The sequence below is a fragment of the Pseudomonas sp. AC016 genome, from assembly GCF_979253365.1.
Window position 1 is genome coordinate 2,999,358 of sequence record NZ_CEEDCC010000001.1, and the last position, 24,253, is coordinate 3,023,610.

The following is a 24,253-nucleotide window of genomic DNA, read 5'->3' on the forward strand; positions in this document are numbered from 1 at the left end:
AATCAGTGCCGACCGGGCACTTTCTGCTGTTGCTGGGTAATCTCGACAGGCATGTCTTCCTTGCTTGTCCACAGGCTCTGCGCATAACCGGTTGTCACGACACCCAAGCCAAACAATACGACCAGAATCCAGAGTAAATCAGGCTTGCGTTTCATTGACTGCCCTCCTTAGGCAAATCAATACGGTGTCAGCAGCGGTTTTCTACGAGCCGTGCAGCAGCGTGGTGCTTAAAGGGCGGCATTCTGCGATAACGTGAACCAGTACGCAAATGCTGGCGCCAACCGACTGTCGGTTTGTCATAAAACCCACATGAACTTATTACTTGAGGAGCAACCGCAATGGCCTATTGGCTGATGAAGTCCGAGCCCGACGAGCTCTCGATCAGCGATCTGAAGCGCTTGGGCAAGGCCCGCTGGGATGGCGTACGCAACTATCAGGCGCGCAACTTCATCAGGTCCATGGCGGTTGGTGATGAGTTCTTTTTCTACCATTCCAGCTGTCCCGAGCCAGGCATCGCGGGGATCGCGAAGATCACTGAAGCCGCTTACCCCGACCCTGCCGCGCTGGACCCTGATAGTCATTACCACGACGCCAAAGCCACGCCTGAAAAGAATCCATGGAGCGCCATCGACGTGGAGTTCGTGGAACACTTCGGCAAAGTCCTGAGCCTCGGCTACCTGAAACAGCAAAGTCAGCTGGAACAACTGCCTCTGGTGCAGAAGGGTAGCCGACTTTCAGTCATGCCGGTCACCGCCGAACAATGGGCGGCGATTCTGGCGTTGCGCTGATCAGGCTTACTGGACGATGAAGTTGTTGAAGAGCAGGTCTTCAACGACCGGCTTGCCCTCTTCATCATTCATGACGCGCTGGACCTGCTTGAGCGCTTCCTGACGAATGTTTTCCTTCGCTTCGGCGCTGCTCATGCTGTCCACGGTCTGCTGCGTGAACAGCGACACCAACTGATTGCGGATCAACGCATCGTTGCGCTTCACAGCCGCTTCAGCGTCGGCACCGGTAACACGCAGGGCGATGTCAGCCTTGTAGACGCGCAGCTTCGGGCCGCCATCCAGCGCGTAATTGCCCACGAACGGTGGTGTCAGGGAAACATAGGCCGCCTTGGGCGGACCTTCTTCCTTGGCTTCTTCCTGCGCCATGACGGGCAACGACAAGGCCAGCAACATCAGAATCCACGCTTTCACAGTCCACTCCTTCATTCGGTTTGCCGCATAGCTTATACAGCCGATATAGCTTATGTGTACTTATCAGGCCGAGTCATGCTCATTGACCCGCACACCCGCTTAACTGACTTTATCGGCCATCTCTGGAAAAGGAATAGCCCCGATGAAAGCCCTCTTGTGCAAAGCCTTCGGCCCCGCCAGCACGCTGGTGCTCGAAGACATCCCCGCTCCTGACGTCAAGAAGAACGAAATCCTGCTCGATGTTCGTGCCGCCGGGGTCAACTTTCCAGACACCCTCATCATAGAAGGTAAATACCAGTTCAAGCCGCCCTTCCCCTTTTCACCGGGCGGCGAAGCAGCCGGCGTGATCTCGGCGGTCGGGGAGAAGGTCACTCACTTGAAAACCGGCGACCGCGTCATGGCCCTCACCGGCTGGGGCAGCTTCGCCGAGCAGGTCGCCGTACCCAACTACAACGTGCTGCCCATTCCCGCAAGCATGGACTTCACCATAGCCGCCGCCTTCAGCATGACCTACGGCACCTCGATGCACGCCCTCAAACAACGCGCCAACCTGCAGCCCGGCGAAACCCTGCTGGTGCTCGGTGCCTCCGGTGGCGTCGGCCTGGCTGCGGTAGAAATCGGCAAGGCCCTGGGTGCGCGCGTCATCGCCGCGGCAAGCTCGGCAGAGAAACTCGAAGTCGCCAGAAACGCAGGCGCCGACGAACTCATCAACTACACCGACACCAGCCTCAAGGATGAAATCAAACGCCTTACCAACGGCAACGGCGCCGACGTGATCTACGACCCGGTCGGCGGCGACCTCTTCGACCAGGCCATCCGCGCAATCGCCTGGAACGGCCGCCTGCTGGTCGTCGGCTTCGCCAGCGGCCGCATCCCCGAACTGCCCGTCAACCTGGCCTTGCTCAAAGGCGCTTCGGTCGTGGGGGTGTTCTGGGGTTCCTTTGCACAGCGCCAGCCGCAGGATAACGCCGAAAACTTCAAGCAGTTGTTTGCGTGGTTTGAGGAAGGGAAGTTGAAGCCGCTGGTGTCGCAGGTGTATCCGCTGGAGCGGGCTGGTGAGGCGATTGATGCGTTGGGGGGAAGGCGGGCTGTGGGGAAGGTGGTGGTTTCGCTCAGTTAAAAGCTTAATTACGTGAGCTAGCCCAGCGCACGTTAAATAATAACTATATTTATCAGGTACTAAATCTAAGTGTTTTACCCAAGGAAGCCCTAGGGCTGGCATCAGAATCAGTACGTACAGCGGAAGCGATGCTGGGGCCTGAGGCAACAAAGGAAATAGGTGTTGCCCTGAACGCACTCAAAAATGCCATTGAGTTTGCCGTTGTAGAATGCTCAAACGCACTGAGTGCTCAGGGCGTGTCCAATGCTGAGCATTTTGAAGCCGTAGGCAAAATGAACGTATTTGACTAACTGACAGCCGTAGACGCCAGGTCGAGATTTCGTCGTCCGAACTGGCGTCACGCTCCAGCAGCTTCCTTTAAAATGACTGCCGAACACGCTCCGGCAAATAGTCCACATATCGCCGCCCAGGATTATCCCGACAACTCGCGATTACCGTCGGAACCGCCTGAAGCAAATCGCGCACCAACGCATCGCGTTCGTCCAGAGACAGAAACAGTTGTACGACGGGGCCGCTGGACAGGTAACGCTCAGTCCTGAGAAACACGTCCAGCTCGTAAGGCGCATGCGTTCCAAGCGAGTCTTTCTGCCTTGACTCACGATTGATCTGACTGCACATCACCTTCCTGAGATCAGCGTTTTCGTCCAGCGGAGGACGAGAAGGCGCCGCTTCAGCGAACTGATAGGTCACGGTCACGTTTTCGCCTTCGGGATGGGAAGCGGGAGGCTCCCACGCCTCGAAGCGCCACTGCTCAACGACGTGTTTGGCGGCAGCAATGATGGCTGGGTCGGTGGTGTTCAGGACCTCAAGGAACCGGACTTCTCCGTTGGCCTTGATGAATACCCGTACGCTGACATCGACACCGGTCACTGCTGAAAGGCGCAGGCTGCGCGGGTATTCAATATCAGGCATATAACGCGGGACGGGATAGGAAGGCAGACCGTATGCGACGCTGGCCAGACTAAGCAGCAACCACGCCGCGTGGAGTTTGAGCCTCATTCAGCGAGCCTCCTGCGTCAGCCCAACGGTGAAGCCCGGCTCAGCCGTCCCGACCAACACCGCCTTGATCGATGCAGGCAGGTAGTCGCCGTAGCGGTGATCAGGACTGTGTTCACAGTGGCTGACAATCATCGGGATCGAATCACTCAGCTGTTCAAGCAACGCCTTGCGCTCGTGCTCTGTATGGCGATGCGCAACATGGCCACTGAACAGCACTTGGCCGGTGTACCAGAACACATCAACTTTGCTCAATGATTCGTCGGGGGAGTCCTGTCGGACGGACTGCACTTCGTGATTGAGGTAGCCGCAGCGAATGTCGCCCAACCCTACACTGACCTCGGTATTGAAACGTCGGTACCCGTGGGAACCAAAAATCACCGGCACGGTGATGCTGGTGAACGGAGGCGCACCGACGGTGCCGATCCAGGGTTTATAGCGCCATTGCCTGAGCGTTTGCTCGACAGACGACGTCATGAGCGGATGCCCACTTTCAATCGCCTTTGCTTCATGCACTGAGCCGTCGGACTTGATAATCAGTTGAGCACGCACCTTTCCGGCGTAGCGGGCTTTCACCAGTTCGACGGGAAACGCTGGCTGGGGCGTGTACATCGGCACCAGAAACGCTTCTGCTGCGTAAATCGGCAGCGCCATCAACGCCATTGAAACCACCAGAATAACCACAATCCACTTCATTAAAACCCCTGCTCATCGCGACGTAACTGCCTGCATGGCATCCATGTCGCGATACTAGAAGGGGCCTCTATAAACATATAAGGACACGATTTCTTATACGGCCGTAGGACCTGTCCTATTCGGTTACTGAATCGTTAAACCTCTCTGACGTTCACAAAACAACATGCGTAACCTCCCATTTCCCGCCGTTTTTCAGTCAAAAGGCACTGCTTTTTTCTGTAACGAAAATGTAATATTCGCTTTCGCAAAAAAATAAGAACCCGGAGAGTCTCTATGTTTGCGTTTTTCCGCCCTGCCAGGCACAAGGCACCCCTTCCCGAAGAAAAAGTCGACAGCACGTACCGCCGCCTGCGCTGGCAGATCTTCGCGGGTATTTTCATTGGTTATGCGGGTTACTACCTGCTGCGCAAGAACTTCTCGCTGGCGATGCCTTATTTGATCGATGAGGGTTACACGCGTGGTCAGTTGGGCGTGGCGATGTCGGCGATTGCGATTGCCTACGGTCTGTCGAAGTTCTTGATGGGGATCATCTCCGACCGATCCAACCCACGTTATTTCCTGCCCTTCGGTCTGTTAGTGTCGGCCGGGATCATGTTCATCTTCGGTTTCGCTCCGTGGGCGACGTCCAGTGTCACGATCATGTTCGTGCTGCTGTTCATCAACGGCTGGGCACAAGGCATGGGCTGGCCGCCGAGCGGGCGGACGATGGTGCACTGGTGGTCGCAGAAAGAACGTGGCGGTGTGGTGTCGGTGTGGAACGTGGCGCACAACGTCGGTGGCGGCCTGATCGGTCCGCTGTTCCTGCTGGGCATGGGCTGGACCAATGACTGGCACGCGGCATTCTACGTCCCGGCTGCTGTGGCTTTGCTGGTTGCCGTGTTTGCGTTTGCGACGATGCGCGACACGCCACAGTCGGTGGGCCTGCCGCCTATCGAGCACTACAAGAACGATTATCCGGAAGGCTACGATGCCAGCCATGAAGAAGAATTCAGCGCCAAGGAAATCTTCGTCAAATACGTGCTGCGCAACAAATTCCTCTGGTACATCGCGATGGCCAACGTGTTCGTCTATCTGCTGCGCTACGGCGTGCTGGACTGGGCACCGACCTACCTCAAGGAAGCCAAGCACTTCACCGTCGACAAGACCTCGTGGGCCTATTTCCTGTACGAGTGGGCCGGTATTCCGGGCACGCTGCTGTGCGGCTGGATGTCGGACAAGATCTTCAAGGGCAATCGCGGCCTGACCGGCATGGTGTTCATGTTCCTGGTGACCATCGCCACGCTGGTGTACTGGCTGAATCCGGAAGGCAACCCGACGGTCGACATGATCGCGCTGGTGTCCATCGGTTTCCTGATCTACGGCCCGGTGATGCTGATCGGTCTGCAGGCGCTGGAACTGGCACCCAAGAAGGCGGCAGGGACGGCGGCAGGCTTTACCGGTCTGTTTGGTTATCTGGGCGGCTCGGTCGCAGCGAGCGCGGCGATGGGCTACACCGTGGACCATTTCGGCTGGGACGGCGGCTTCGTGCTGTTGATCGGCGCGTGCATTCTGGCCATGGTGTTCCTGGCCCCGACGCTGCGCCACAAACAGGTCGCCAGCAGCTCGCGTGAAGCCAAGGCCTGATTCAGGCCGTCGCTGACTGACACCGCTTGAGCCGCGCCTCCAGATGCAGATCCGGCATGGCGTGGCTGCGTAGGGCGATGGCGGTCTGCTCAACGTAATCGCGGGTGGTTCCATACCGCCCGCTTGCGCTGGCCAGCACCTGGCTCAGCACGCTGTCCGGCAGATTGCCGGCATAGCTCGGCAAATGCCGCTCCAGCACGAACCCCAACGCCTGAACCTGCCTGCCATCTTCAAGACGGCAGCTGAGCCAGTGTGGGCGATAGGAGGGATAAGGCATCTCGCGCTGCCAGAGAGCCAGCAACGAGTCTTCCAGACACTCGTCCGGCAGCCGATAGGCAAAGCCGGTGCAGGAGCCGCCACGATCCAGACCAAACACCAGCCCAGGAACCTCCGGCGTGCCGCGGTGCTCGTGGGACCACAGGTACAAACCGCGATGATATCCATGCACCCGTCCGCGCTGACGCTCGACGGCGGTGCATTCAGGTCGCCAGATCAGTGAGCCGTAGGCGAACAGCCAGACCGGACCACCCTTGTGACGCTTCATGGTGGCGTCCATGGATGCGAGCAACTGCTCACGCGTCAGTTGCGGGCCAAGATCGATGACAGGTGGATACGTCAGGCCCAGACCGTCGTGTACGGCCACGGCCAGTTCGTTGATTGGGTTCTCCATTTGCCTCCCTGACAGTCTGGCTGCCAGTCTTTGCCGAGCCCCGCTGAATCGCTCAGGGGCGAGCGGCCTCAGGGTGTCGTGGTACGTTCTTCGCTATAGGCCAATGGCCTTTGTGCCAAAAAGAATCTGGCGACGATTTGACATCGCCAGACGCTATAAGCGGATCCAAGCAATTTACAATCCAGCCGGACCACCGTCAGTCAGGTATCAGGGACGCGGCGCGTAGGCAAACACGTCCGCACGCATCTGATGGGCGTCCATACCGGCGCTGACCAGCGCGTCGAGGGTGCCGTAGATCATCGCAGGCGAGCCGCTGCCATAAACGTGCACCGCCGAAAGATCCTTGATGTCGTCGCAGACCGCCTCATGCAGCATGCCGCAGCGCCCTTCCCAGCCGCACAGGTCGCTGACGACCTTGTGCAGGAACAGATTGGGCAGTTTCGCCCATTCGTCCCAGTGGCTGATGTCGTAGAAGTCTTCGGGACGTCGCACGCCCCAGTACAGATGCACCGGGTGACTGAAGCCCGTGACGCGGCAATGCTCGATGAGGCTGCTCATCTGCGCCATGCCAGTGCCTGCGGCGATCAGAACCAGCGGCCCGTCAGGCAGCTCGGCCAGGTGGGTGTCGCCAAATGGCAGTTCGACCCGAGCCATCGCGTTGCGCTGCAATTGCTCGATGAGGCTGCGCGCGCTGTCTTCGCGCACCAGAACGTGCAGCTCCAGATCACGTCCTTGATGAGGAGCCGAGGCAATTGAGAACGCTGATTTCTCGCCATTCTCACGTTCGATCATCAGGTATTGTCCGGCATGGTAGCGCGGCGCCTTGCCTGCCGGAGCGCGCAGCCCCACACGCCAGACATCGCCACCGACCTCGACGCATTCGCTCAGTTGGCAAGCAAAACTGCGCACCGGCAGCTCGCCCTTGGCCAGCACGCCGTCCCACAGCACCACGCAGTCTTCCAGCGGCTCGGCCAGACAGGTGTAGATCTCGCCGTGATCGTGTTCCTGACCCGACTGCATGACCCGGCCTTCGACCAGCAGCGCCGAGCAGACGTGGCAGTTGCCATTGCGACAGCTCTGCGGGCATTCATAGCCCAGACGCTGTGCGGCATCGAGAATCCGTTCACCCGGCAAGGCTTCCAGCACGGCCCCGGAGGGCTGCAAGGTTACGCGCATCACTTGATTCCCAACTGATCCCAGATCTCGTCGACCCGGCGTGTGGTGGCCTCATCCTTGACGATGGCCCGGCCCCACTCCCGACTGGTTTCGCCCGGCCACTTGTTGGTCGCATCCAGGCCCATTTTGGAGCCCAGACCGGACACCGGCGAGGCGAAGTCCAGATAGTCGATAGGTGTGTTGTCGATCATCACGGTGTCGCGCTTGGGGTCCATGCGCGTGGTGATCGCCCAGATCACGTCATTCCAGTCGCGGGCGTTGATGTCGTCGTCGGTGACGATCACGAACTTGGTGTACATGAACTGTCGCAGGAATGACCAGACGCCCAGCATCACGCGCTTGGCATGGCCGGGATACTGCTTCTTGATGGTCACAACGGCCATGCGGTAAGAGCAGCCTTCGGGCGGCAGGTAGAAATCGACGATTTCAGGAAACTGCTTCTGCAGGATCGGCACGAACACTTCGTTCAGGGCGACGCCCAGAATCGCCGGCTCATCCGGTGGACGGCCGGTGTAGGTGCTGTGGTAGATCGGCTTGATGCGATGAGTAATGCGCTCGACGGTCAGCACCGGGAAGCTGTCCACTTCGTTGTAATAGCCGGTGTGGTCGCCATAAGGACCTTCATCCGCCATTTCGCCTGGATGGATCACGCCTTCCAGCACGATTTCGGCACTGGCGGGCACTTGCAGGTTGCTGCCTCGGCACTTGATCAGCTCGGTGCGCGAACCGCGCAACAGGCCGGCAAAGGCGTATTCAGAGAGACTGTCCGGCACCGGGGTCACGGCACCCAGAATAGTCGCCGGGTCAGCGCCCAGCGCCACCGCGACCGGATAGGGTTCGCCTGGATGCTTGGCGCACCAGTCACGAAAATCCAGCGCGCCGCCGCGATGGCTGAGCCAGCGCATGATGATCTTGTTGCGGCCGATGACCTGCTGGCGATAGATGCCCAGGTTCTGGCGTTCCTTGTTCGGGCCTTTGGTAACGGTCAGGCCCCAGGTGATCAGAGGTGCAACGTCGCCCGGCCAGCAGGTCTGGACAGGCAGCATGCCGAGGTCGACGTCATCGCCTTCGATGACCACTTCCTGACAGGGCGCATCTTTCACGACCTTGGGCGCCATCGCGATGACCTTGCGGAAGATCGGCAACTTGGACCAGGCGTCTTTCAAACCCTTGGGCGGCTCGGGCTCCTTGAGGAAGGCCAGCAGTTTGCCGATCTCACGCAATTCGCTGACGGCCTCGGCGCCCATGCCCATGGCAACGCGCTCAGGCGTGCCGAACAGGTTGCCCAGCACCGGAATATCGAAGCCGACCGGCTTTTCGAACAACAGGGCCGGGCCCTTGGCGCGCAACGTGCGATCACAGATCTCGGTCATTTCCAGCACGGGCGAAATCGGCATCTGAATGCGTTTCAGCTCTCCGCGCTGCTCAAGCTGCTGTACGAAATCCCTTAGATCTTTGAATTTCATTAACCCGGCCACTTATCCAAATAGACGCACATCGTACCTGCTCTTAGCTTTCAAGGCAGCTAATGAGCCAAACGGCGGCCAAAAAAAAATGGCACCCCGAAGGATGCCATTTCTTGAACCGACCCGTCTGTTACTTGCGTTTCATCGACAGGAAGAACTCATCGTTGGTCTTGGTCTGCTTGAGCTTGTCGATCAGGAACTCGATCGCAGCGACCTCGTCCATCGGGTGCAGCAGCTTGCGCAGGATCCACATGCGCTGCAGCTCGTCATCAGCGGTCAACAGCTCTTCGCGGCGTGTGCCGGAGCGGTTGATGTTGATGGCCGGGAACACACGCTTCTCCGCGATCTTGCGATCCAGAGGCAGCTCCATGTTGCCTGTACCCTTGAACTCTTCGTAGATGACTTCATCCATCTTCGAACCGGTTTCAACCAGTGCGGTGGCGATGATGGTCAGCGAGCCGCCTTCTTCGATGTTACGTGCAGCACCGAAGAAACGCTTTGGCTTCTCCAGAGCGTGCGCATCGACACCACCGGTCAGTACCTTGCCGGAGCTCGGAATGACGGTGTTGTAGGCACGGGCCAGACGGGTGATGGAGTCCAGCAGGATGACGACGTCTTTCTTGTGCTCGACCAGGCGCTTGGCCTTTTCGATCACCATTTCGGCAACCTGTACGTGACGGGTTGGCGGTTCGTCGAAGGTCGAGGCAACCACTTCGCCGCGCACGGTGCGCTGCATTTCGGTCACTTCTTCCGGACGCTCGTCGATCAGCAGAACGATCAGGTGCACTTCCGGATTGTTGCGTGTGATGTTCGACGCGATGTTCTGCAGCATGATGGTCTTGCCCGCCTTCGGCGGAGCAACGATCAGACCACGCTGGCCTTTACCGATCGGTGCACACAGGTCGATGACACGACCGGTGAGGTCTTCAGTGGAACCGTTACCGGCTTCCATCTTCATGCGCACGTTCGGGAACAGCGGCGTCAGGTTTTCGAACAGAATCTTGTTCTTGGCGTTTTCCGGGCGGTCGTAGTTGATCGTGTCGACCTTGAGCAGAGCGAAATAACGCTCACCTTCTTTCGGAGGACGGATCTTGCCAACGATGGTGTCGCCGGTGCGCAGGTTGAAGCGGCGAATCTGGCTCGGGGAAACATAGATGTCGTCCGGGCCGGCCAGATAGGAAGCGTCTGCAGAGCGCAGGAAGCCGAAGCCGTCCTGGAGGATCTCCAGCACGCCATCACCTGAAATTTCCTCGCCACTTTTAGCGTGCCTTTTGAGCAGGGAGAAAATCACATCCTGCTTGCGCGAACGGGCCATATTTTCTATGCCAGCCTGTTCGGCCATTTCGAGCAGATCGGTAATCGGCTTTTGCTTGAGTTCAGTCAGATTCATATGGGAATGACGTAATCGTGTATGGAGGGGGAAATTAAGCTTTTGGCTTAATGAGGCCGCGCCGCAGAGAAGGCGACAGGATCGCGTACTAAATCGAAAGGAGAGCGTCGGCGACGGCTAGCAGGGGGCAACGGAGAAGCCGTTGCGGGGCCGAATGTACCACTCGATTTTGAAGGAGTCTAGTACGGCACATGAAAAAAAGCCCCGCTATTCGCAGGGCCTTGGGGCACTTCAGATGTTGGCGTCGAGGAAGGCAGCGAGCTGCGACTTCGACAGAGCGCCTACTTTGGTAGCCTCGACGTTGCCATTCTTGAACAGCATCAGAGTCGGGATACCGCGAACGCCGTGCTTGGCCGGGGTTTCCTGATTTTCGTCGATGTTCAGTTTGGCGACGGTCAGTTTGCCTTCGTAAGTGCTGGCAATTTCGTCCAGAACCGGGGCAATCATCTTGCAGGGGCCACACCACTCAGCCCAGTAGTCGACCAGTACAGGGCCTTGAGCCTTCAGTACATCGGCTTCGAAGCTGGCGTCGGTGACGTGTTTGATCTTGTCGCTACTCATGGATGTCTCCGAGTTCGTAGGCTAAAAAACGACGCTCATCATAGCGGGCCTTATGACATTCAGGAAGCGAAGGATCATTGAGTCTGGCTATGATGGTCTATGAGTCAGGTTATAGCTCATCACTAGCTCGAAGGCGAAACGAAAACAATGCCGGTGCGCAGGGCAGCACCTCTGATGTGCTCATGCATGGCCTTTTGCGCAGGTCCTGAAGCATGTCGGGCCAGCGCACGAAGGATCTTGCGGTGCTCCTGCCAGGTTTCCATCACCCTTGCAGCCCTTATGAATGGCATCTTCTGGCTTTCCAGGAAGATATCGGCACCTGCGGTCACGATCCCCAGCATGGCCTGATTGCCACTGGCCACCAGAATATGCCGGTGAAACTCGAAATCCAGACGTGCGGCCGCTTCGAAATCGCCAGCGCGCAGCTCCAGACGCATGGCCTCGACGTTATCTTCCAGCACGTCCCGTTCGTCGGCGGTCAGCGTCACGGCCGCCAGACCGGCGGCAAAGCCTTCCAGCGCATAACGCAACTGAAACGTATCTGCCGGAGAAACCTGAGCATCAAAAGGCCAGGAAAATCCGCTCGTGCGCCGTTCTGGTTCAGAAAACGACTGCACGAACACACCTTTGCCGGGCTGCACACTCACCACGCCCAGCGCACTGAGCGATGACAGCGCCTCGCGCAGCGAAGCACGGCTGACACCCAGCAATGCCGCCAGATCGCGCTGCGACGGCAGGCTGTCGCCGGGCTTGTAGCCCTGTTCATCAATCAGCTTGCGGATGGCCCTGAGGGCTGATTCCGGTACGGCGAGCGAATTATGCGGCATCACTGTTCAGGCCAGTCAGTCCAGTAAAAAGCCCTTTTAGCGCCATCCCGATCATTCGGCAAGCGACGCCCAGCGCTGGGGCGGCTTGGGTTTAAGGCGCTCCAAAGCAGGGCGAACCGCGCGCCAACTGTTCAGACCAGTAAGACCAAAATCAGGCTGCACACCTTGAGTTTCGGTGCAAACAGAGTGGGTGGCATGGGCTGTGCACTGGGTGAACGGCCAACATCTTTCGTTCCGCCCGGAGAGTTCTCATGACCAAGCGTTACAGCGCCCTGCTTACTGCCTTGTTTGCCAGCCTGATGCTGAGCCAGGCGCCAGCCCACGCCAATGGCCTGGACGACGTCGTAGCGCGCGGCACCCTGAAAGTTGCCGTCCCCCAGGACTTTCCGCCTTTCGGTTCGGTCGGTCCGGACATGAAGCCACGCGGCCTGGACATCGACACCGCGCAACTGCTGGCCGACAAGTTGAAGGTCAAGCTTGAGCTGACGCCCGTCAACAGCACCAACCGCATCCCGTTTCTGACCACCGGCAAGGTCGATCTGGTGATTTCGAGCCTGGGCAAGAACCCGGACCGCGAGAAAGTCATCGACTTCTCCCGCGCCTACGCGCCGTTCTACCTCGCCGTGTTCGGTCCGCCTGATTCGCCGGTCAAGGAAATCGCCGACCTGAATGGCAAGACCATCAGCGTCACTCGCGGTGCGATTGAAGACATCGAACTGTCGGCCGTCGCTCCACAGGGCGCGACCATCAAGCGCTTTGAAGACAACAACTCCACCATCGCCGCCTACCTGGCCGGTCAGACCGACCTGATCGCCAGCGGCAACGTGGTGATGGTTGCCATCAGCGAGCGCAACCCCAAGCGCATCCCGGCGCTGAAAGTGAAACTCAAGGACTCGCCTGTCTATGTCGGCGTGAACAAGGGTCAGCCGGAACTGCTGGGCAAGGTCAACGAGATCCTGAATGCCGCCAAGGCTGACGGCACGCTGGAAAAGGCTTCCACCACCTGGCTCAAGCAGCCACTGCCAGCCGATCTCTGATCACCGTTTTCTGATTCACAGGGTTTGCCAATGGCTTATCACTTCGACTTTGCACCGGTTCTGCAGAACATTGATCTGCTGTTGCGCGGGGCATTATTCACGCTGGAATTGACGGCCATTGGCACCGTGCTCGGCGTCAGCCTGGGGATCGTCGGTGCCGTCGTAAAGGGCTGGAAGATCCAGCCCTTTGCGACGATCTTTGCGGTGTACGTGGAGCTGATCCGCAATACGCCGTTTCTGGTCCAGCTGTTCTTCATCTTTTTCGGCCTGCCTTCACTGGGCATGCAGATATCGGAATGGCAGGCCGCCGTGCTGGCGATGGTGATCAATCTGGGGGCCTACTCGACGGAAATCATCCGGGCCGGCATCCAGGCGATCCCCAAAGGACAGCTTGAAGCCTCGGCAGCCCTTGCGATGAGCCGCTACGAGACCTTTCGCTACGTCGTGCTGGTTCCGGCGCTGCGCAAGGTCTGGCCGGCGTTGAGCAGCCAGATCATCATCGTGATGCTGGGCTCGGCGGTCTGCTCGCAGATCGCGACGGAGGAGCTGAGCTTTTTCGCCAACTTCATCCAGTCCCGTAATTTCCGCTCGTTCGAGACCTACATCGTCACCACGCTGATCTACCTGTGCATGGCGCTGTTGATTCGTCAGTTGCTGGCCTGGATCGGACGTCGCTACATCTCGAGGAGCAACTGATGGACTTTACCCTCTGGGATATCCTGCGCAATCTGCTGACCGGCCTGCAATGGACGGTGGCCCTGTCGCTGGTGGCCTTCATCGGCGGAGGGCTGATCGGCCTGCTGGTGATGGGCATGCGCACCTCGGAGAAATCCGGGCCGCGCGTGGCAGCCAGCTTATATATAGAGCTGTTTCAAGGCACACCGCTTCTGATGCAGCTGTTTCTAGTGTTCTTCGGCGTTGCGCTGATGGGAATGGACATTTCTCCCTGGGCTGCAGCCGCTCTGGCGCTGACGTTGTTCACCAGCGCCTATCTGGCCGAAATCTGGCGCGGCTGCGTCGAATCGATTTCCAAGGGTCAGTGGGAAGCGTCGGCGAGTCTGGCCCTGACCCCGTTCGAGCAGATGCGTTACGTGATCCTGCCGCAGGCGCTGCGTATTGCCATCGCCCCGACGGTCGGCTTCTCGGTACAGGTGGTCAAAGGCACGGCCGTGACCTCGATCATCGGTTTCACCGAACTGACCAAGACCGGCAGCATGCTGGCCAACGCCACCTTCGAACCTTTCATGGTCTACGGCTTCGTCGCCCTGGGCTATTTCATCCTTTGCTATCCGTTGTCGCTCTGCGCGCGTCATCTGGAAAGGAGACTGCATGCCTCTGCTTAGAATTTCCGCCCTGCACAAATACTACGGCGACCATCACGTTCTCAAAGGCATCGACCTATCCGTTGAAGAAGGCCAGGTGGTGGCAATCATCGGTCGCAGCGGCTCGGGCAAGAGCACGCTGCTGCGCACGCTCAACGGGCTGGAGTCGATCAACGACGGCGTGATCGAAGTCGATGGCGAGTACCTGGACGCTGCCCGCGCCGATCTGCGCACGTTGCGGCAGAAGGTCGGCATGGTGTTTCAGCAGTTCAACCTGTTCCCGCACTTGAGCGTGGGCGAAAACGTGATGCTCGCGCCGCAGGTCGTACAGAAGGTGCCCAAGGCCGAGGCTGCGAAGCTGGCCAGGCAGATGCTGGAGCGGGTCGGGTTGAGCGAGAAGTTCGATGCGTTCCCGGACCGCCTTTCGGGTGGGCAACAGCAACGCGTAGCCATTGCCCGGGCGCTGGCCATGTCACCCAAGGTGCTGCTCTGCGACGAGATCACCTCGGCGCTGGACCCGGAACTGGTCAACGAAGTGCTCAGCGTCGTGCGCCAGCTGGCTGCTGACGGCATGACCCTGATCATGGTCACCCACGAAATGCGCTTCGCCCGGGAAGTGGGCGACAAACTGGTGTTCATGCACGAGGGCAAGGTGCATGAAGTGGGCGACCCGAAAGAACTGTTCGCCAACCCCAAGACGCCGGAACTGGCCAATTTTATCGGGACCGTGGAACAGGCGTGAGACACATCATCCGTATCTTGCTGATTGCGCCTGTCGCTGCGCTTTACGTCAACAGCGGACGCGGAGCGTCACAAATAGCACAGACTGAGGATTCAGTAAGCCGAGCGCATGACGTGGATAACGCTGGAGCTTGGGCACACATCTGCGCCACATTCCAGAGCGGATGCGGAGCGTCCTGGGAGGCATTCCCACGCAGAGCGCTCATCGTTATACACAAGTCCGCCTCGACACTGATCGTGCCCATCGCTCCGCGTGGGCATGCATCCCGTGACGCTCCGCGTCACAAATGGCACAGATTGCGGATTCAGTGAGCCGAGCGCATGACGTGGATAACGCTGGAGCTTGGGCACACATCTGCGCCACATTCCAGAGCGGACGCGGAGCGTCCTGGGAGGCATTCCCACGCAGAGCGTAGGAACGATCATCATCGTATTCCTCCAGGAGGACTTGTGTATAACGCCAAGCGCGGAGCATGGGAACGATCGGTATCAGCGCGCCGAATTTGATCGTTGCGACGCAAAGCATGGGAATGATCAGGCAATCAGCTGACGAAGTAATACCGGGTATTTCCGCCGCCCGGGCACCTTCGCGTTGGCGGCAGAGGTGGATCGTGGCACGATGGCGCGGTTATCGAACGGGATTGCCAGACCATGCCGCACTCTAAACCCAAGAATCTTTCACTGATCGCCGCTATCGACCTGGGCTCCAACAGCTTCCATATGGTTGTGGCAAAAGCCAATCAGGGCGAAATTCGCATTCTTGAGCGCCTGGGCGAGAAGGTGCAGTTGGCAGCCGGAATTACCGAAGAGCGCCAGCTCACTGAAGAATCGATGCAGCGGGGCCTCGACTGCCTCAAGCGCTTCGCCCAACTGATCAACGGCCTGCCGCTCGGCGCCGTGCGCATCGTGGGCACCAACGCCCTGCGCGAAGCCCGCAACCGCAACGACTTCATCCATCGCGCCGAAGAAATCCTCGGCCACCCGGTGGAAGTCATATCCGGCCGCGAAGAAGCACGCCTCATTTATCTGGGCGTCTCCCACACGCTTGCAGACACCCCCGGCAAACGCCTCGTGGCCGACATCGGCGGTGGCAGTACCGAGTTCATCATTGGCCAGCGCTTCGAGCCGCTGCTGCGCGAAAGCCTGCAGATGGGCTGCGTGAGTTTCACTCAGCGCTACTTCCGCGACGGCAAGGTGACACCGGCCCGCTACGCGCAGGCCTACACCGCCGCCCGCCTGGAAATCATGAGCATCGAGCACGCGCTGCATCGCCTGAAGTGGGATGAAGCCATCGGTTCGTCCGGCACCATTCGCGCGATCGGCGTGGCGCTCAAGGCCAATGGCTATGGCGCAGGCGAGGTCAACGCCGAAGGGCTGGCCTGGCTCAAGCGCAAGCTGTTTAAACTGGGCGACGTCGAGAAGATCGACTTCGACGGCATCAAGCCTGACCGCCGCGCGATTTTCCCGGCGGGTCTGGCGATTCTGGAAGCGATTTTCGACGCCCTCGAACTCAAGCGCATGGACCACTGCGAAGGTGCGCTGCGTGAAGGTGTGCTGTATGACCTGATGGGTCGCCATCATCACGAAGACGTGCGCGAACGTACCCTGACGTCGCTGATGGAACGCTACCACGTCGACATGGAGCAGGCCGCTCGCGTCGAAGCCAAGGCATTGCATGCCCTGGAACAGGTCGCCGACAGCTGGGACCTGCAGCACGAGAGTTATGCCGAGCTGTTGAGCTGGGCCGCCAAGGTGCATGAAGTGGGGCTGGACATCGCCCACTATCATTACCACAAGCACGGCGCCTACCTGATCGAGCACTCCGACCTGGCCGGTTTCTCACGCGAAGACCAGCAAATGCTCGCGCTGCTGGTGCGCGGCCATCGCCGTAACATTCCCAAGGACAAGTTCGCCGAGTTCGGCGATGAAGGCATCAAGCTGATTCGCCTGTGCGTGCTGTTGCGCTTCGCGATTCTGTTCCACCACATCCGTGGCACCCAGGAGATGCCACGCGTGGTGCTACGCGCCGACGGTCCGAACCTGGATGCAGAGTTCCCGGACGGCTGGCTGGAAAATAACCAGCTGACTCAGGCCGACTTCGCGCTGGAAGCGGAGTGGCTGACCCGAGTCGGCATCGTCTTCAGCGTACGCTGAGAACCGGGTTGCTCAGGCGCTCCAGCAGGGTCGCCTGGGCGCTTCGAGCATTCTGGTTACCGGTCGGCGTGCTGCGCACGTAACGGCCGTCAGACTGCAACAGCCAGCTGTGGGTGTTGTCGGTCAGGTAGCTTTCCAGCTCCTTCTTCACCCGCAGGATCAATTTCTTGCCTTCCACCGGGAAGCAGGTCTCGACGCGCTTGTCGAGGTTGCGCTCCATCCAGTCGGCACTCGACAGGAACATCTGCTCGTCGCCGCCGTTGAGGAAGTAGAAGACCCGGGTGTGCTCCAGGAAGCGACCGATGATCGAGCGCACATGGATGTTGTGCGAGACCCCGGCGATGCCCGGACGCAGGCAGCACATGCCGCGCACTACCAGATCGATACGCACGCCTGACTGACTGGCCTTGTACAGCGCGCGGATGATCTTCGGATCGGTCAGCGAGTTGAACTTGGCGATGATATGCGCAGGTTTGCCGTCCACCGCGAACTGCGTCTCGCGGGCGATCATGTCGAGCATGCCTTTCTTGAGCGTGAACGGCGCGTGCAGCAGCTTTTTCATGCGCAGCGTCTTGCCCATGCCGATCAGTTGGCTGAACAGCTTGCCGACGTCTTCGCACAATGCATCGTCGGAAGTCAGCAGGCTGTAGTCGGTGTACAGGCGGGCGTTGCCAGCGTGATAGTTACCGGTACCCAAGTGCGCGTAACGCACGATCTCGCCCGCTTCACGGCGCAGGATCAGCATCATCTTGGCGTGGGTCTTGAAACCCACCACGCCGTAAATCACCACCGCACCGGCGGCCTGAAGACGGCTGGCCAGTTGCAGGTTGGATTCTTCGTCGAAGCGGGCACGCAGTTCGATCACCGCGGTGACTTCCTTGCCGTTACGCGCCGCATCGACCAGCGCATCGACGATTTCCGAGTTCGCGCCGCTGCGATACAGCGTCTGACGCACGGCCAGCACATGCGGATCTTTCGCAGCCTGACGCAGCAGGTCGACCACCGGCGTGAAGGACTCGAAAGGGTGCAGCAAGAGAATGTCCTGCTTGCTGATCACGCTGAAAATGTTTTCGCTGTTCTGCAGCAGCTTGGGGATCGCCGGCGTAAACGGCAGGTATTGCAGCTCCGGATGGCTGTCCAGACCGGTGATGCTGAACAGACGCGTCAGGTTGACCGGGCCATTGACCTGATACAGCTCGGACTCGGTCAGGTTGAACTGCTTGAGCAGGTAGTCCGACAAATGCTTTGGACAGGTGTCCGCCACTTCCAGGCGCACCGCGTCGCCATAGCGGCGCGAGAACAATTCGCCGCGCAGCGCGCGCGCAAGGTCTTCCACGTCTTCCGAATCCAGCGCCAGGTCGGCGTTACGGGTCAGGCGGAACTGATAGCAGCCCTTGACCTTCATGCCCTGGAACAGGTCATCAGCGTGAGCGTGGATCATTGACGACAGGAACACGAAATTGTCGCCCGGTCCGCAAACCTCTTCGGGCACCTTGATGATGCGCGGTAGCAGACGCGGCGCCGGGATGATCGCAAGGCCCGAGTCGCGGCCGAAGGCATCGATACCTTCGAGCTCGACGATGAAGTTCAGGCTCTTGTTGACCAGCAACGGGAACGGGTGCGTCGGGTCAAGGCCGATCGGGGTGATGATCGGCGCGATTTCGTCGCGGAAATAACGACGGACCCAGGCCTTGAGCTTGGCGGTCCAGTGACGGCGACGAATGAAGCGGACCTGGTGTTTCTCCAGCTCCGGCAGAAGAATATCGTTGAGGATCGCGTACTGGCGGTCGACATGACCGTGAACCAGTTCGCTGATGCGGGCCAGCGCCTGGTGCGGCTGTAAACCGTCGGCACCGGCCTGTTCACGAGCAAAGGTAATCTGTTTCTTGAGGCCCGCGACACGAATCTCGAAGAACTCATCGAGGTTGCTGGAGAAGATCAGCAGAAACTTCAGCCGCTCCAGCAACGGGTAGGACTCATCGAGCGCCTGCTCCAGAACCCGTATGTTGAACTGCAACTGGGACAGTTCGCGATGGATGTACAGGCTGGTGTCGTCCAGGTTCGGCGCGACAACGGCAGGCACAGTGGCAGCGGGTGGCTCGATGGCCGGTACTACCTCGATGTCAGGTTCGACCACGGGAGCAGCTTCCTGAACATTGACTTCAACAGCGGCTTCGATGAGTCCTTCGGTATTCATGAATGTTCCTGTGAGGCTATTGCCCTTTCAGCAGTTGAGCAGCGCGTACGGCAAAATACGTGAGAATGCCGTCAGCTCCTGCGCGTTTGAAGGCGGTGAGGGATTCCAGAATCACCCCTTCACTCAGCCAGCCGTTCTGGATTGCAGCCATGTGCATGGCGTATTCGCCACTGACCTGATACACAAAGGTCGGCACCTTGAACTCATCCTTGACCCGATGAAGGATGTCCAGGTACGGCATACCCGGCTTGACCATCACCATGTCCGCGCCTTCAGACAGATCGGCAGCCACTTCATGCAGCGCTTCATTGCTGTTGGCCGGGTCCATCTGATAGGACGCCTTGTTGGCCTTGCCCAGGTTCAGTGAAGAACCTACCGCATCGCGGAACGGACCGTAATAGGCGCTGGCGTATTTCGCCGAGTAGGCCATGATCCGCACGTTGACGTGTCCGGCCAGTTCCAGCGCTTCACGAATCGCCTGAATACGACCGTCCATCATGTCGGACGGGGCAACCACCTGCGCGCCGGCATCGGCATGGGACAGGGCCTGTTTGACCAGCGCGTCGACCGTAATGTCGTTCTGCACGTAGCCTTCTTCGTCGAGAATGCCGTCCTGCCCGTGCGTGGTGAACGGGTCCAGTGCCACGTCAGTGATGACGCCCAGCTCGGGGAAGCGGTCACGCAGGGCACGTGTGGCACGCTGCGCGATGCCTTCCGGGTTCCAGGCTTCGGCGCCATCCAGGGATTTCTTTTCAGGTGGAGTGACCGGAAACAGCGCCAGCGCAGGAATGCCCAGCGCGACCCAGCTTTCGGCTTCCTTGAGCAGCAGATCGACACTCAGACGCTCGACGCCCGGCATCGAAGCCACGGTTTCACGACGGTTTTCACCATCGAGTACGAATACGGGAAGAATCAGATCGTCGACGGTGACAACGTTTTCACGAACCAGCCGACGGGAAAAGTCGTCGCGGCGATTACGGCGCAGACGAGTGAGAGGAAACAGGCGGTTAGCGGGGGTAAAGCTCACGGCGAGACTCCTGAGCCCGCATACGCGGGCAAGCGCGACAGTTATAAGCCGCCATTATGACCAATGTGTGACAGTCATGGTTCGACCTGCGACTGCAGGCCGCAGCGGCGCAACTGGAGAGAAAGGACCATTGTCACTGCAAGAATCTTTAACGTCGAGACACATATGGACACTTTCATCCTTGCGTTGGGCGCGTTAGGCTGCGCGTTCATTTCGCCAGCATCCAGACAATGCTCCAGAATTTCTTGAATGAGTTTGGCTACTTCGCCCTCTTCCTCGGCACCTTCTTTGAAGGCGAGACCATTCTGGTTCTTGCCGGATTTCTGGCTTTCCGCGGATACATGGACCTCAACATCGTCATCCTCGTGGCCTTCTGCGGAAGCTACGCGGGCGATCAGCTGTGGTATTTCATGGGGCGCAAGCATGGCCGCAAACTGCTTGCCCGAAAACCTCGCTGGCAGCTCATGGGCGACAAGGCGTTGAGGCTTGTGCGCAAACACCCTGACATCTGGGTGCTGAGCTTCCGCTTCGTCTACGGACTGCGAACGGTCATGCCGGTGGCCATCGGCCTGTCCGGGTATCCGCCAGCACGCTATCTGCTGCTCAACGGCATCGGTGCGGCAGTCTGGGCCGCAGCGCTGGGTTCGGCGGCGTATCATTTCGGCGCCGTGCTGGAAGGCTTGCTCGGTAACGTCAAGAAATACGAACTCTGGGTGCTAGGCGCTCTGATTCTTCTGGGCCTGGGCCTGTGGCTGCGTCGCCGCATCAAGAATGCCCGCATCGCCCGCGAGGCCCGCGAAGAGAGACAATGCTGCGCATCTTCAGCAGCCTCGGATCTGGACATGCCGGTCGAAGCCCCTCTCGATCTGAAGAAAAAGTCCGACGACTGAATCCCCTCCTGATTTTTCCGGGCGCAGGTCAAAACACCTCGCCCGGATGCAGCGCCCCTCCCCGCCTGATCCCGCCTCGACAAGACCCGACACTGAACAGATGACGCTCAATGTGTTCCATTGGTAGATGCGTCATGACCAAGGAGTCGAAATCATGCAAAAGAAAGTGGCTGTGATCCTGTCCGGCTGCGGCGTCTATGACGGTGCCGAAATCCACGAAAGCGTCCTGACCCTGCTGCGCCTCGACCAGCGTGGTGCGCAGGTGCAATGTTTCGCGCCGAACATCGCGCAGCACCATGTCGTCAACCACCTGACCGGCGAAGACATGCCTGAGACCCGCAACGTGCTGGTCGAATCGGCACGTATCGCGCGCGGCGAAGTGAAGGACTTGCGTGAGGCCGACGTCAACGATTTCGACGCGCTGATCGTTCCGGGCGGCTTTGGCTCGGCGAAGAATCTGTCGGACTTTGCACAACAGGGCCAGGCCTGCCAGGTCAATGCAGAATTGCTGGCGCTGGCTGAAGCCTTTGCGCTGGCAGGCAAGCCGGTCGGGCTGATCTGCATCACCCCGGCCCTCGCTGCCAAGATCTATGGCCCGGGCGTGATTTGCACCATCGGCAATGACCCGGAGACGGCAGCAGCCATCACCAAAATGGGCGGTGCGCATCAGGACTGCGACGTGTCGGAGATTGTGGAAGACGAAGCGCGAAAACTGGTCAGCACCCCGGCCTACATGGTCGCCAAAAGCATCAGCGAAGCAGCGTCAGGCATCAACAAACTGGTTGATCGCGTGCTGGAACTGACTCAGGAACAGGACGCGTGAGAATGCGCGGCTGAGGGCCGTGCTCTCCGCGCCCCAAGCAAGTCTGCCTCAACACTGATCGTGCCCATCGCGTGGGCATGCATCCCGTGACACTCTGCGTCACACGGCCGGACGCGGAGCGTCCTGAGAGGCGTTACCACGCAGAGCGCGGGAACGATCAGCGTGATCTCAGGCACGCCGATCATGCCCATGCTTGCGCTCACCAGGTCTTGCTGCAACCGCTGCAACCACAGATACGTGTTTTACCCTGCGGTCTCAAGCCTGCGTTTCTCCGCCAGACGACTGCGGCCATACAGCACTGCAATCGCTGTCAGTGCGATGGCCTGTGCGCCGAGCGAATACGCATCGGCGTGAATGCCCAGCCAGTCGAATTCGAAGAATGGCACCGGCCGGGTGCCGAACACGCCGGCTTCCTGCAAGGCCTTGACGCCGTGTCCGGCAAACACCACCGAGAGCGCGCACAACAGGGCTGCGTTGATGCCGAAGAACAGCGTCAATGGCAGCTTCGCCGAGCCGCGCAGGATGATCCACGCCAGACCGACCAGCAGCACCAGCGCTGTCGCGCCGCCTGCCAGCACTGCGTTATGGCCTGCCGGACCTGCCTGGAGCCACAGGGTCTCGTAGAAAAGAATGACTTCGAACAGTTCGCGGTACACCGAGAAGAACGCCAGTACGGCGAAGCCGAAACGCCCACCGCCGCCGACCAGACTGCTCTTCACGTAATCCTGCCAGGCTGCGGCATGACGTCGGTCGTGCATCCACACGCCCAGCCACAGCACCATCACGCTGGCGAACAATGCGGTCGCACCTTCCAGCAGCTCACGCTGCGCGCCACTCACGTCGATGACATAGGCGGCCAGCGCCCAGGTTGCTAGGCCTGCCAGCAGCGCCAGGCCCCAGCCGACGTTGACGCTGCGCACCGCCGATTGCTGTCCAGTGTTGCGCAGAAACGCCAGAATCGCCGCCAGCACCAGAATCGCTTCCAGCCCTTCGCGTAGCAGAATCAGCAAGCCCGAGATGTAGCTCAACGACAGGCTCAGGCCGTCGCTGCCCAGCAAGTCAGCCGACTGTTTCAGCTTGGCCTTGGCTGCTTCCAGCTTCTGCGCCGCCTGTGGAACCGGCAGGCCGTCCTGCAGGGACTGACGATAAGCCATCAGGCTTTTTTCAGTGTCCTTGCGAACATCGGCATCGACGTTATCCAGCGAGCTCTCGACCAGTTCGAAGCCTTCCAGATAGGCCGCAACCGACAGGTCATAAGCCTGCTCCCGATCACCTGATCGGTAGGCGGCCAGACTCTTGTCCAGGGTCGCGCTGGTGTAATCGAGCAACTGCGCAGGCCCACGTTGCACCTGCGGTGGCTGTGAGCGCTGAGCGCGGAATGTGGCGGCCGCTTCAGGGCCTTCGGCAGCCTGAATCTCCGCAGGCGTCTGGCGCGCCAGGTCCGCAAGGTTGAATGTCTTGGTCGGAGTCGCGACAGGTTGCGCACTGAAACTGGCAATGTAGGTAGCGATGTCCCAGCGCTGGCGATCATCCAACTGGTCGGCAAACGCCGGCATGTCAGTGCCCGCAATACCCAGACCCGTAGCGCTGTAAAGGCTGTAGAGACTCAGGCGATCCAGCCGTGCGGCGTCGCGCAGGTCGCCCGGCGCAGGCTCCAGGCCAATACCGGCGGGACCATCACCGGCGCCCGTGTCGCCATGGCAGACCGAACAGTGCTGCGCGTACAGCGGCGCGCCGCGTGCAGGATCCGGCGTAATGGCCGGTGCCTGGCTGACTTCATAGGCCAGCGCCAGCCTTGCACCCAGCTGCCTGGCCTGTCGCGCCACGAGCGTACCGTCCTGTCGCTTGTCCACGGCGCCCTTGAGGTCAGCTGCGCCCTTCTCAAGCTCGGCACGTTCGGTCCGCTGCGGCAGCGCAACGATCAGGCTTTGAAGCGCGTTCAACGCGTCGATCTGCTTCTGGTACCCGGCACTGTCGATGACCTTGCCGTCCGCAACCGTCGCCGGATAGTCCGCACTGAGGTAATCCAGCACATGCAGCGCCTGAGCTGCGCCCTCGACGGGATCGGCCAGCGCACCGAAGCTGCACAGCAGCATCATGGAGGCCAGAAGCCGGACGAGTGAACGAGAGTGCAGGTGCATTGGTGAATCTCAATAAGAATGCGATGCGTTGCATTGTTCACGTCAATCAGACGCTACTCAATACTCCGGACGCTTTTTTGTTACAGAGTTTTACGACCGCGCGCAGTTACTTCTTAAAAACGGCAGTCCCCCCTTGAAGTCTGCGCTGCTCAGACCCCGCTCAAGCGGTAGGAAACGTCTGCAATCCCTGTGGGATA

General features: G+C 59.6%; 23 protein-coding genes. 10 read left to right on the forward strand and 13 right to left on the reverse strand.

Features of this window, described 5'->3' with window-relative positions; genetic code table 11:
• Positions 1 to 2 precede the first annotated feature (2 nt).
• Complete coding sequence (locus AC0IXS_RS13570; protein WP_032633160.1) at positions 3 to 155, reverse strand: hypothetical protein; 153 nt, start codon at positions 153 to 155, stop codon at positions 3 to 5.
• A 183-nt stretch (positions 156 to 338) separates the two neighbouring features.
• On the opposite strand from AC0IXS_RS13570, the gene AC0IXS_RS13575 reads away from it, so the two are divergent.
• On the forward strand, positions 339 to 788 hold the full coding sequence (locus AC0IXS_RS13575) for an EVE domain-containing protein (protein ID WP_057409971.1): 450 nt from the start codon (positions 339 to 341) through the stop codon (positions 786 to 788).
• A gap of 6 nt (positions 789 to 794) precedes the next feature.
• Here AC0IXS_RS13575 and AC0IXS_RS13580 read toward each other — a convergent pair whose 3' ends face one another.
• Positions 795 to 1,199, reverse strand: a complete 405-nt coding sequence (locus AC0IXS_RS13580) for a flagellar basal body-associated protein FliL (RefSeq protein WP_025996713.1) — start codon at positions 1,197 to 1,199, stop codon at positions 795 to 797.
• 142 nt (positions 1,200 to 1,341) lie between these two features.
• On the opposite strand from AC0IXS_RS13580, the gene AC0IXS_RS13585 reads away from it, so the two are divergent.
• Positions 1,342 to 2,319 (forward strand): NADPH:quinone oxidoreductase family protein, encoded by a 978-nt coding sequence (locus AC0IXS_RS13585; RefSeq protein ID WP_057409972.1) that lies wholly within the window; start codon positions 1,342 to 1,344, stop codon positions 2,317 to 2,319.
• A gap of 357 nt (positions 2,320 to 2,676) precedes the next feature.
• On the opposite strand, the gene AC0IXS_RS13590 is transcribed toward AC0IXS_RS13585, so the two are convergent.
• On the reverse strand, positions 2,677 to 3,318 hold the full coding sequence (locus AC0IXS_RS13590; RefSeq protein ID WP_471824876.1) for an energy transducer TonB: 642 nt from the start codon (positions 3,316 to 3,318) through the stop codon (positions 2,677 to 2,679).
• Complete coding sequence (locus AC0IXS_RS13595) at positions 3,319 to 4,011, reverse strand: energy transducer TonB (RefSeq protein ID WP_471824878.1); 693 nt, start codon at positions 4,009 to 4,011, stop codon at positions 3,319 to 3,321.
• 273 nt (positions 4,012 to 4,284) lie between these two features.
• Between AC0IXS_RS13595 and glpT the strand changes: the two genes are divergently transcribed.
• Complete coding sequence (gene glpT / locus AC0IXS_RS13600; RefSeq protein WP_320470643.1) at positions 4,285 to 5,634, forward strand: glycerol-3-phosphate transporter; 1,350 nt, start codon at positions 4,285 to 4,287, stop codon at positions 5,632 to 5,634.
• A 1-nt stretch (position 5,635) separates the two neighbouring features.
• On the opposite strand, the gene AC0IXS_RS13605 is transcribed toward glpT, so the two are convergent.
• The 6 genes from AC0IXS_RS13605 to AC0IXS_RS13630 all read right to left on the reverse strand — a co-directional run bounded on the left by AC0IXS_RS13605 (position 5,636) and on the right by AC0IXS_RS13630 (position 11,724).
• A complete protein-coding gene (locus AC0IXS_RS13605; protein ID WP_004886814.1) occupies positions 5,636 to 6,304 on the reverse strand; it encodes a gamma-glutamylcyclotransferase in 669 nt (222 codons plus the stop codon).
• Between the two features lie 207 nt (positions 6,305 to 6,511).
• Positions 6,512 to 7,480, reverse strand: a complete 969-nt coding sequence (locus tag AC0IXS_RS13610) for a CDP-6-deoxy-delta-3,4-glucoseen reductase (RefSeq protein WP_471824881.1) — start codon at positions 7,478 to 7,480, stop codon at positions 6,512 to 6,514.
• Entirely contained in the window at positions 7,480 to 8,946 is a 1,467-nt protein-coding gene (gene ubiD / locus AC0IXS_RS13615) for a 4-hydroxy-3-polyprenylbenzoate decarboxylase (RefSeq protein WP_004886819.1), read from the reverse strand. Before ubiD ends, AC0IXS_RS13610 begins: the two co-directional genes overlap by 1 nt.
• A 130-nt stretch (positions 8,947 to 9,076) precedes the next feature.
• Positions 9,077 to 10,336 (reverse strand): transcription termination factor Rho, encoded by a 1,260-nt coding sequence (gene rho / locus AC0IXS_RS13620; protein WP_004886821.1) that lies wholly within the window; start codon positions 10,334 to 10,336, stop codon positions 9,077 to 9,079.
• Positions 10,337 to 10,567: 231 nt separating this feature from the next.
• On the reverse strand, positions 10,568 to 10,897 hold the full coding sequence (gene trxA, locus AC0IXS_RS13625; protein ID WP_004886824.1) for a thioredoxin TrxA: 330 nt from the start codon (positions 10,895 to 10,897) through the stop codon (positions 10,568 to 10,570).
• 122 nt (positions 10,898 to 11,019) lie between these two features.
• A complete protein-coding gene (locus AC0IXS_RS13630; RefSeq protein WP_122667934.1) occupies positions 11,020 to 11,724 on the reverse strand; it encodes a FadR/GntR family transcriptional regulator in 705 nt (234 codons plus the stop codon).
• 251 nt (positions 11,725 to 11,975) lie between these two features.
• Here AC0IXS_RS13630 and AC0IXS_RS13635 point away from each other — a divergent pair, with 251 nt between their 5' ends.
• From AC0IXS_RS13635 to ppx, 5 genes are all read left to right on the forward strand, one after another.
• On the forward strand, positions 11,976 to 12,761 hold the full coding sequence (locus tag AC0IXS_RS13635) for a transporter substrate-binding domain-containing protein (RefSeq protein ID WP_004886829.1): 786 nt from the start codon (positions 11,976 to 11,978) through the stop codon (positions 12,759 to 12,761).
• A 30-nt stretch (positions 12,762 to 12,791) separates the two neighbouring features.
• Positions 12,792 to 13,457 carry an amino acid ABC transporter permease gene (locus AC0IXS_RS13640; protein ID WP_449121907.1) on the forward strand — a complete coding sequence of 222 codons (666 nt, stop codon included), beginning with the start codon at positions 12,792 to 12,794 and terminating at the stop codon, positions 13,455 to 13,457.
• Positions 13,454 to 14,104, forward strand: a complete 651-nt coding sequence (locus AC0IXS_RS13645; protein WP_032633167.1) for an amino acid ABC transporter permease — start codon at positions 13,454 to 13,456, stop codon at positions 14,102 to 14,104. Before AC0IXS_RS13640 ends, AC0IXS_RS13645 begins: the two co-directional genes overlap by 4 nt.
• Positions 14,091 to 14,825 carry an amino acid ABC transporter ATP-binding protein gene (locus AC0IXS_RS13650; protein ID WP_025996722.1) on the forward strand — a complete coding sequence of 245 codons (735 nt, stop codon included), beginning with the start codon at positions 14,091 to 14,093 and terminating at the stop codon, positions 14,823 to 14,825. Before AC0IXS_RS13645 ends, AC0IXS_RS13650 begins: the two co-directional genes overlap by 14 nt.
• A 650-nt stretch (positions 14,826 to 15,475) precedes the next feature.
• The gene (gene ppx / locus AC0IXS_RS13655; protein WP_025996723.1) at positions 15,476 to 16,978 is read left to right on the forward strand and encodes an exopolyphosphatase; all 1,503 of its coding nucleotides are present in this window, start codon (positions 15,476 to 15,478) and stop codon (positions 16,976 to 16,978) included.
• On the opposite strand, the gene ppk1 is transcribed toward ppx, so the two are convergent.
• A complete protein-coding gene (gene ppk1, locus AC0IXS_RS13660; RefSeq protein ID WP_122667935.1) occupies positions 16,965 to 19,175 on the reverse strand; it encodes a polyphosphate kinase 1 in 2,211 nt (736 codons plus the stop codon). The two genes, ppx and ppk1, sit on opposite strands and share 14 nt — an antisense overlap.
• Before the next feature lie 16 nt (positions 19,176 to 19,191).
• Entirely contained in the window at positions 19,192 to 20,202 is a 1,011-nt protein-coding gene (hemB, locus tag AC0IXS_RS13665) for a porphobilinogen synthase (protein WP_004886850.1), read from the reverse strand.
• Positions 20,203 to 20,432: 230 nt separating this feature from the next.
• Between hemB and AC0IXS_RS13670 the strand changes: the two genes are divergently transcribed.
• Both AC0IXS_RS13670 and elbB read left to right on the forward strand, forming a co-directional pair.
• The gene (locus AC0IXS_RS13670; protein WP_057409983.1) at positions 20,433 to 21,092 is read left to right on the forward strand and encodes a DedA family protein; all 660 of its coding nucleotides are present in this window, start codon (positions 20,433 to 20,435) and stop codon (positions 21,090 to 21,092) included.
• Between the two features lie 154 nt (positions 21,093 to 21,246).
• Complete coding sequence (gene elbB, locus AC0IXS_RS13675; RefSeq protein WP_057409984.1) at positions 21,247 to 21,915, forward strand: isoprenoid biosynthesis glyoxalase ElbB; 669 nt, start codon at positions 21,247 to 21,249, stop codon at positions 21,913 to 21,915.
• A gap of 242 nt (positions 21,916 to 22,157) precedes the next feature.
• On the opposite strand, the gene AC0IXS_RS13680 is transcribed toward elbB, so the two are convergent.
• Positions 22,158 to 24,056 (reverse strand): cytochrome c/FTR1 family iron permease, encoded by a 1,899-nt coding sequence (locus AC0IXS_RS13680; RefSeq protein ID WP_191953864.1) that lies wholly within the window; start codon positions 24,054 to 24,056, stop codon positions 22,158 to 22,160.
• Between the last annotated feature and the right edge of the window lie 197 nt (positions 24,057 to 24,253).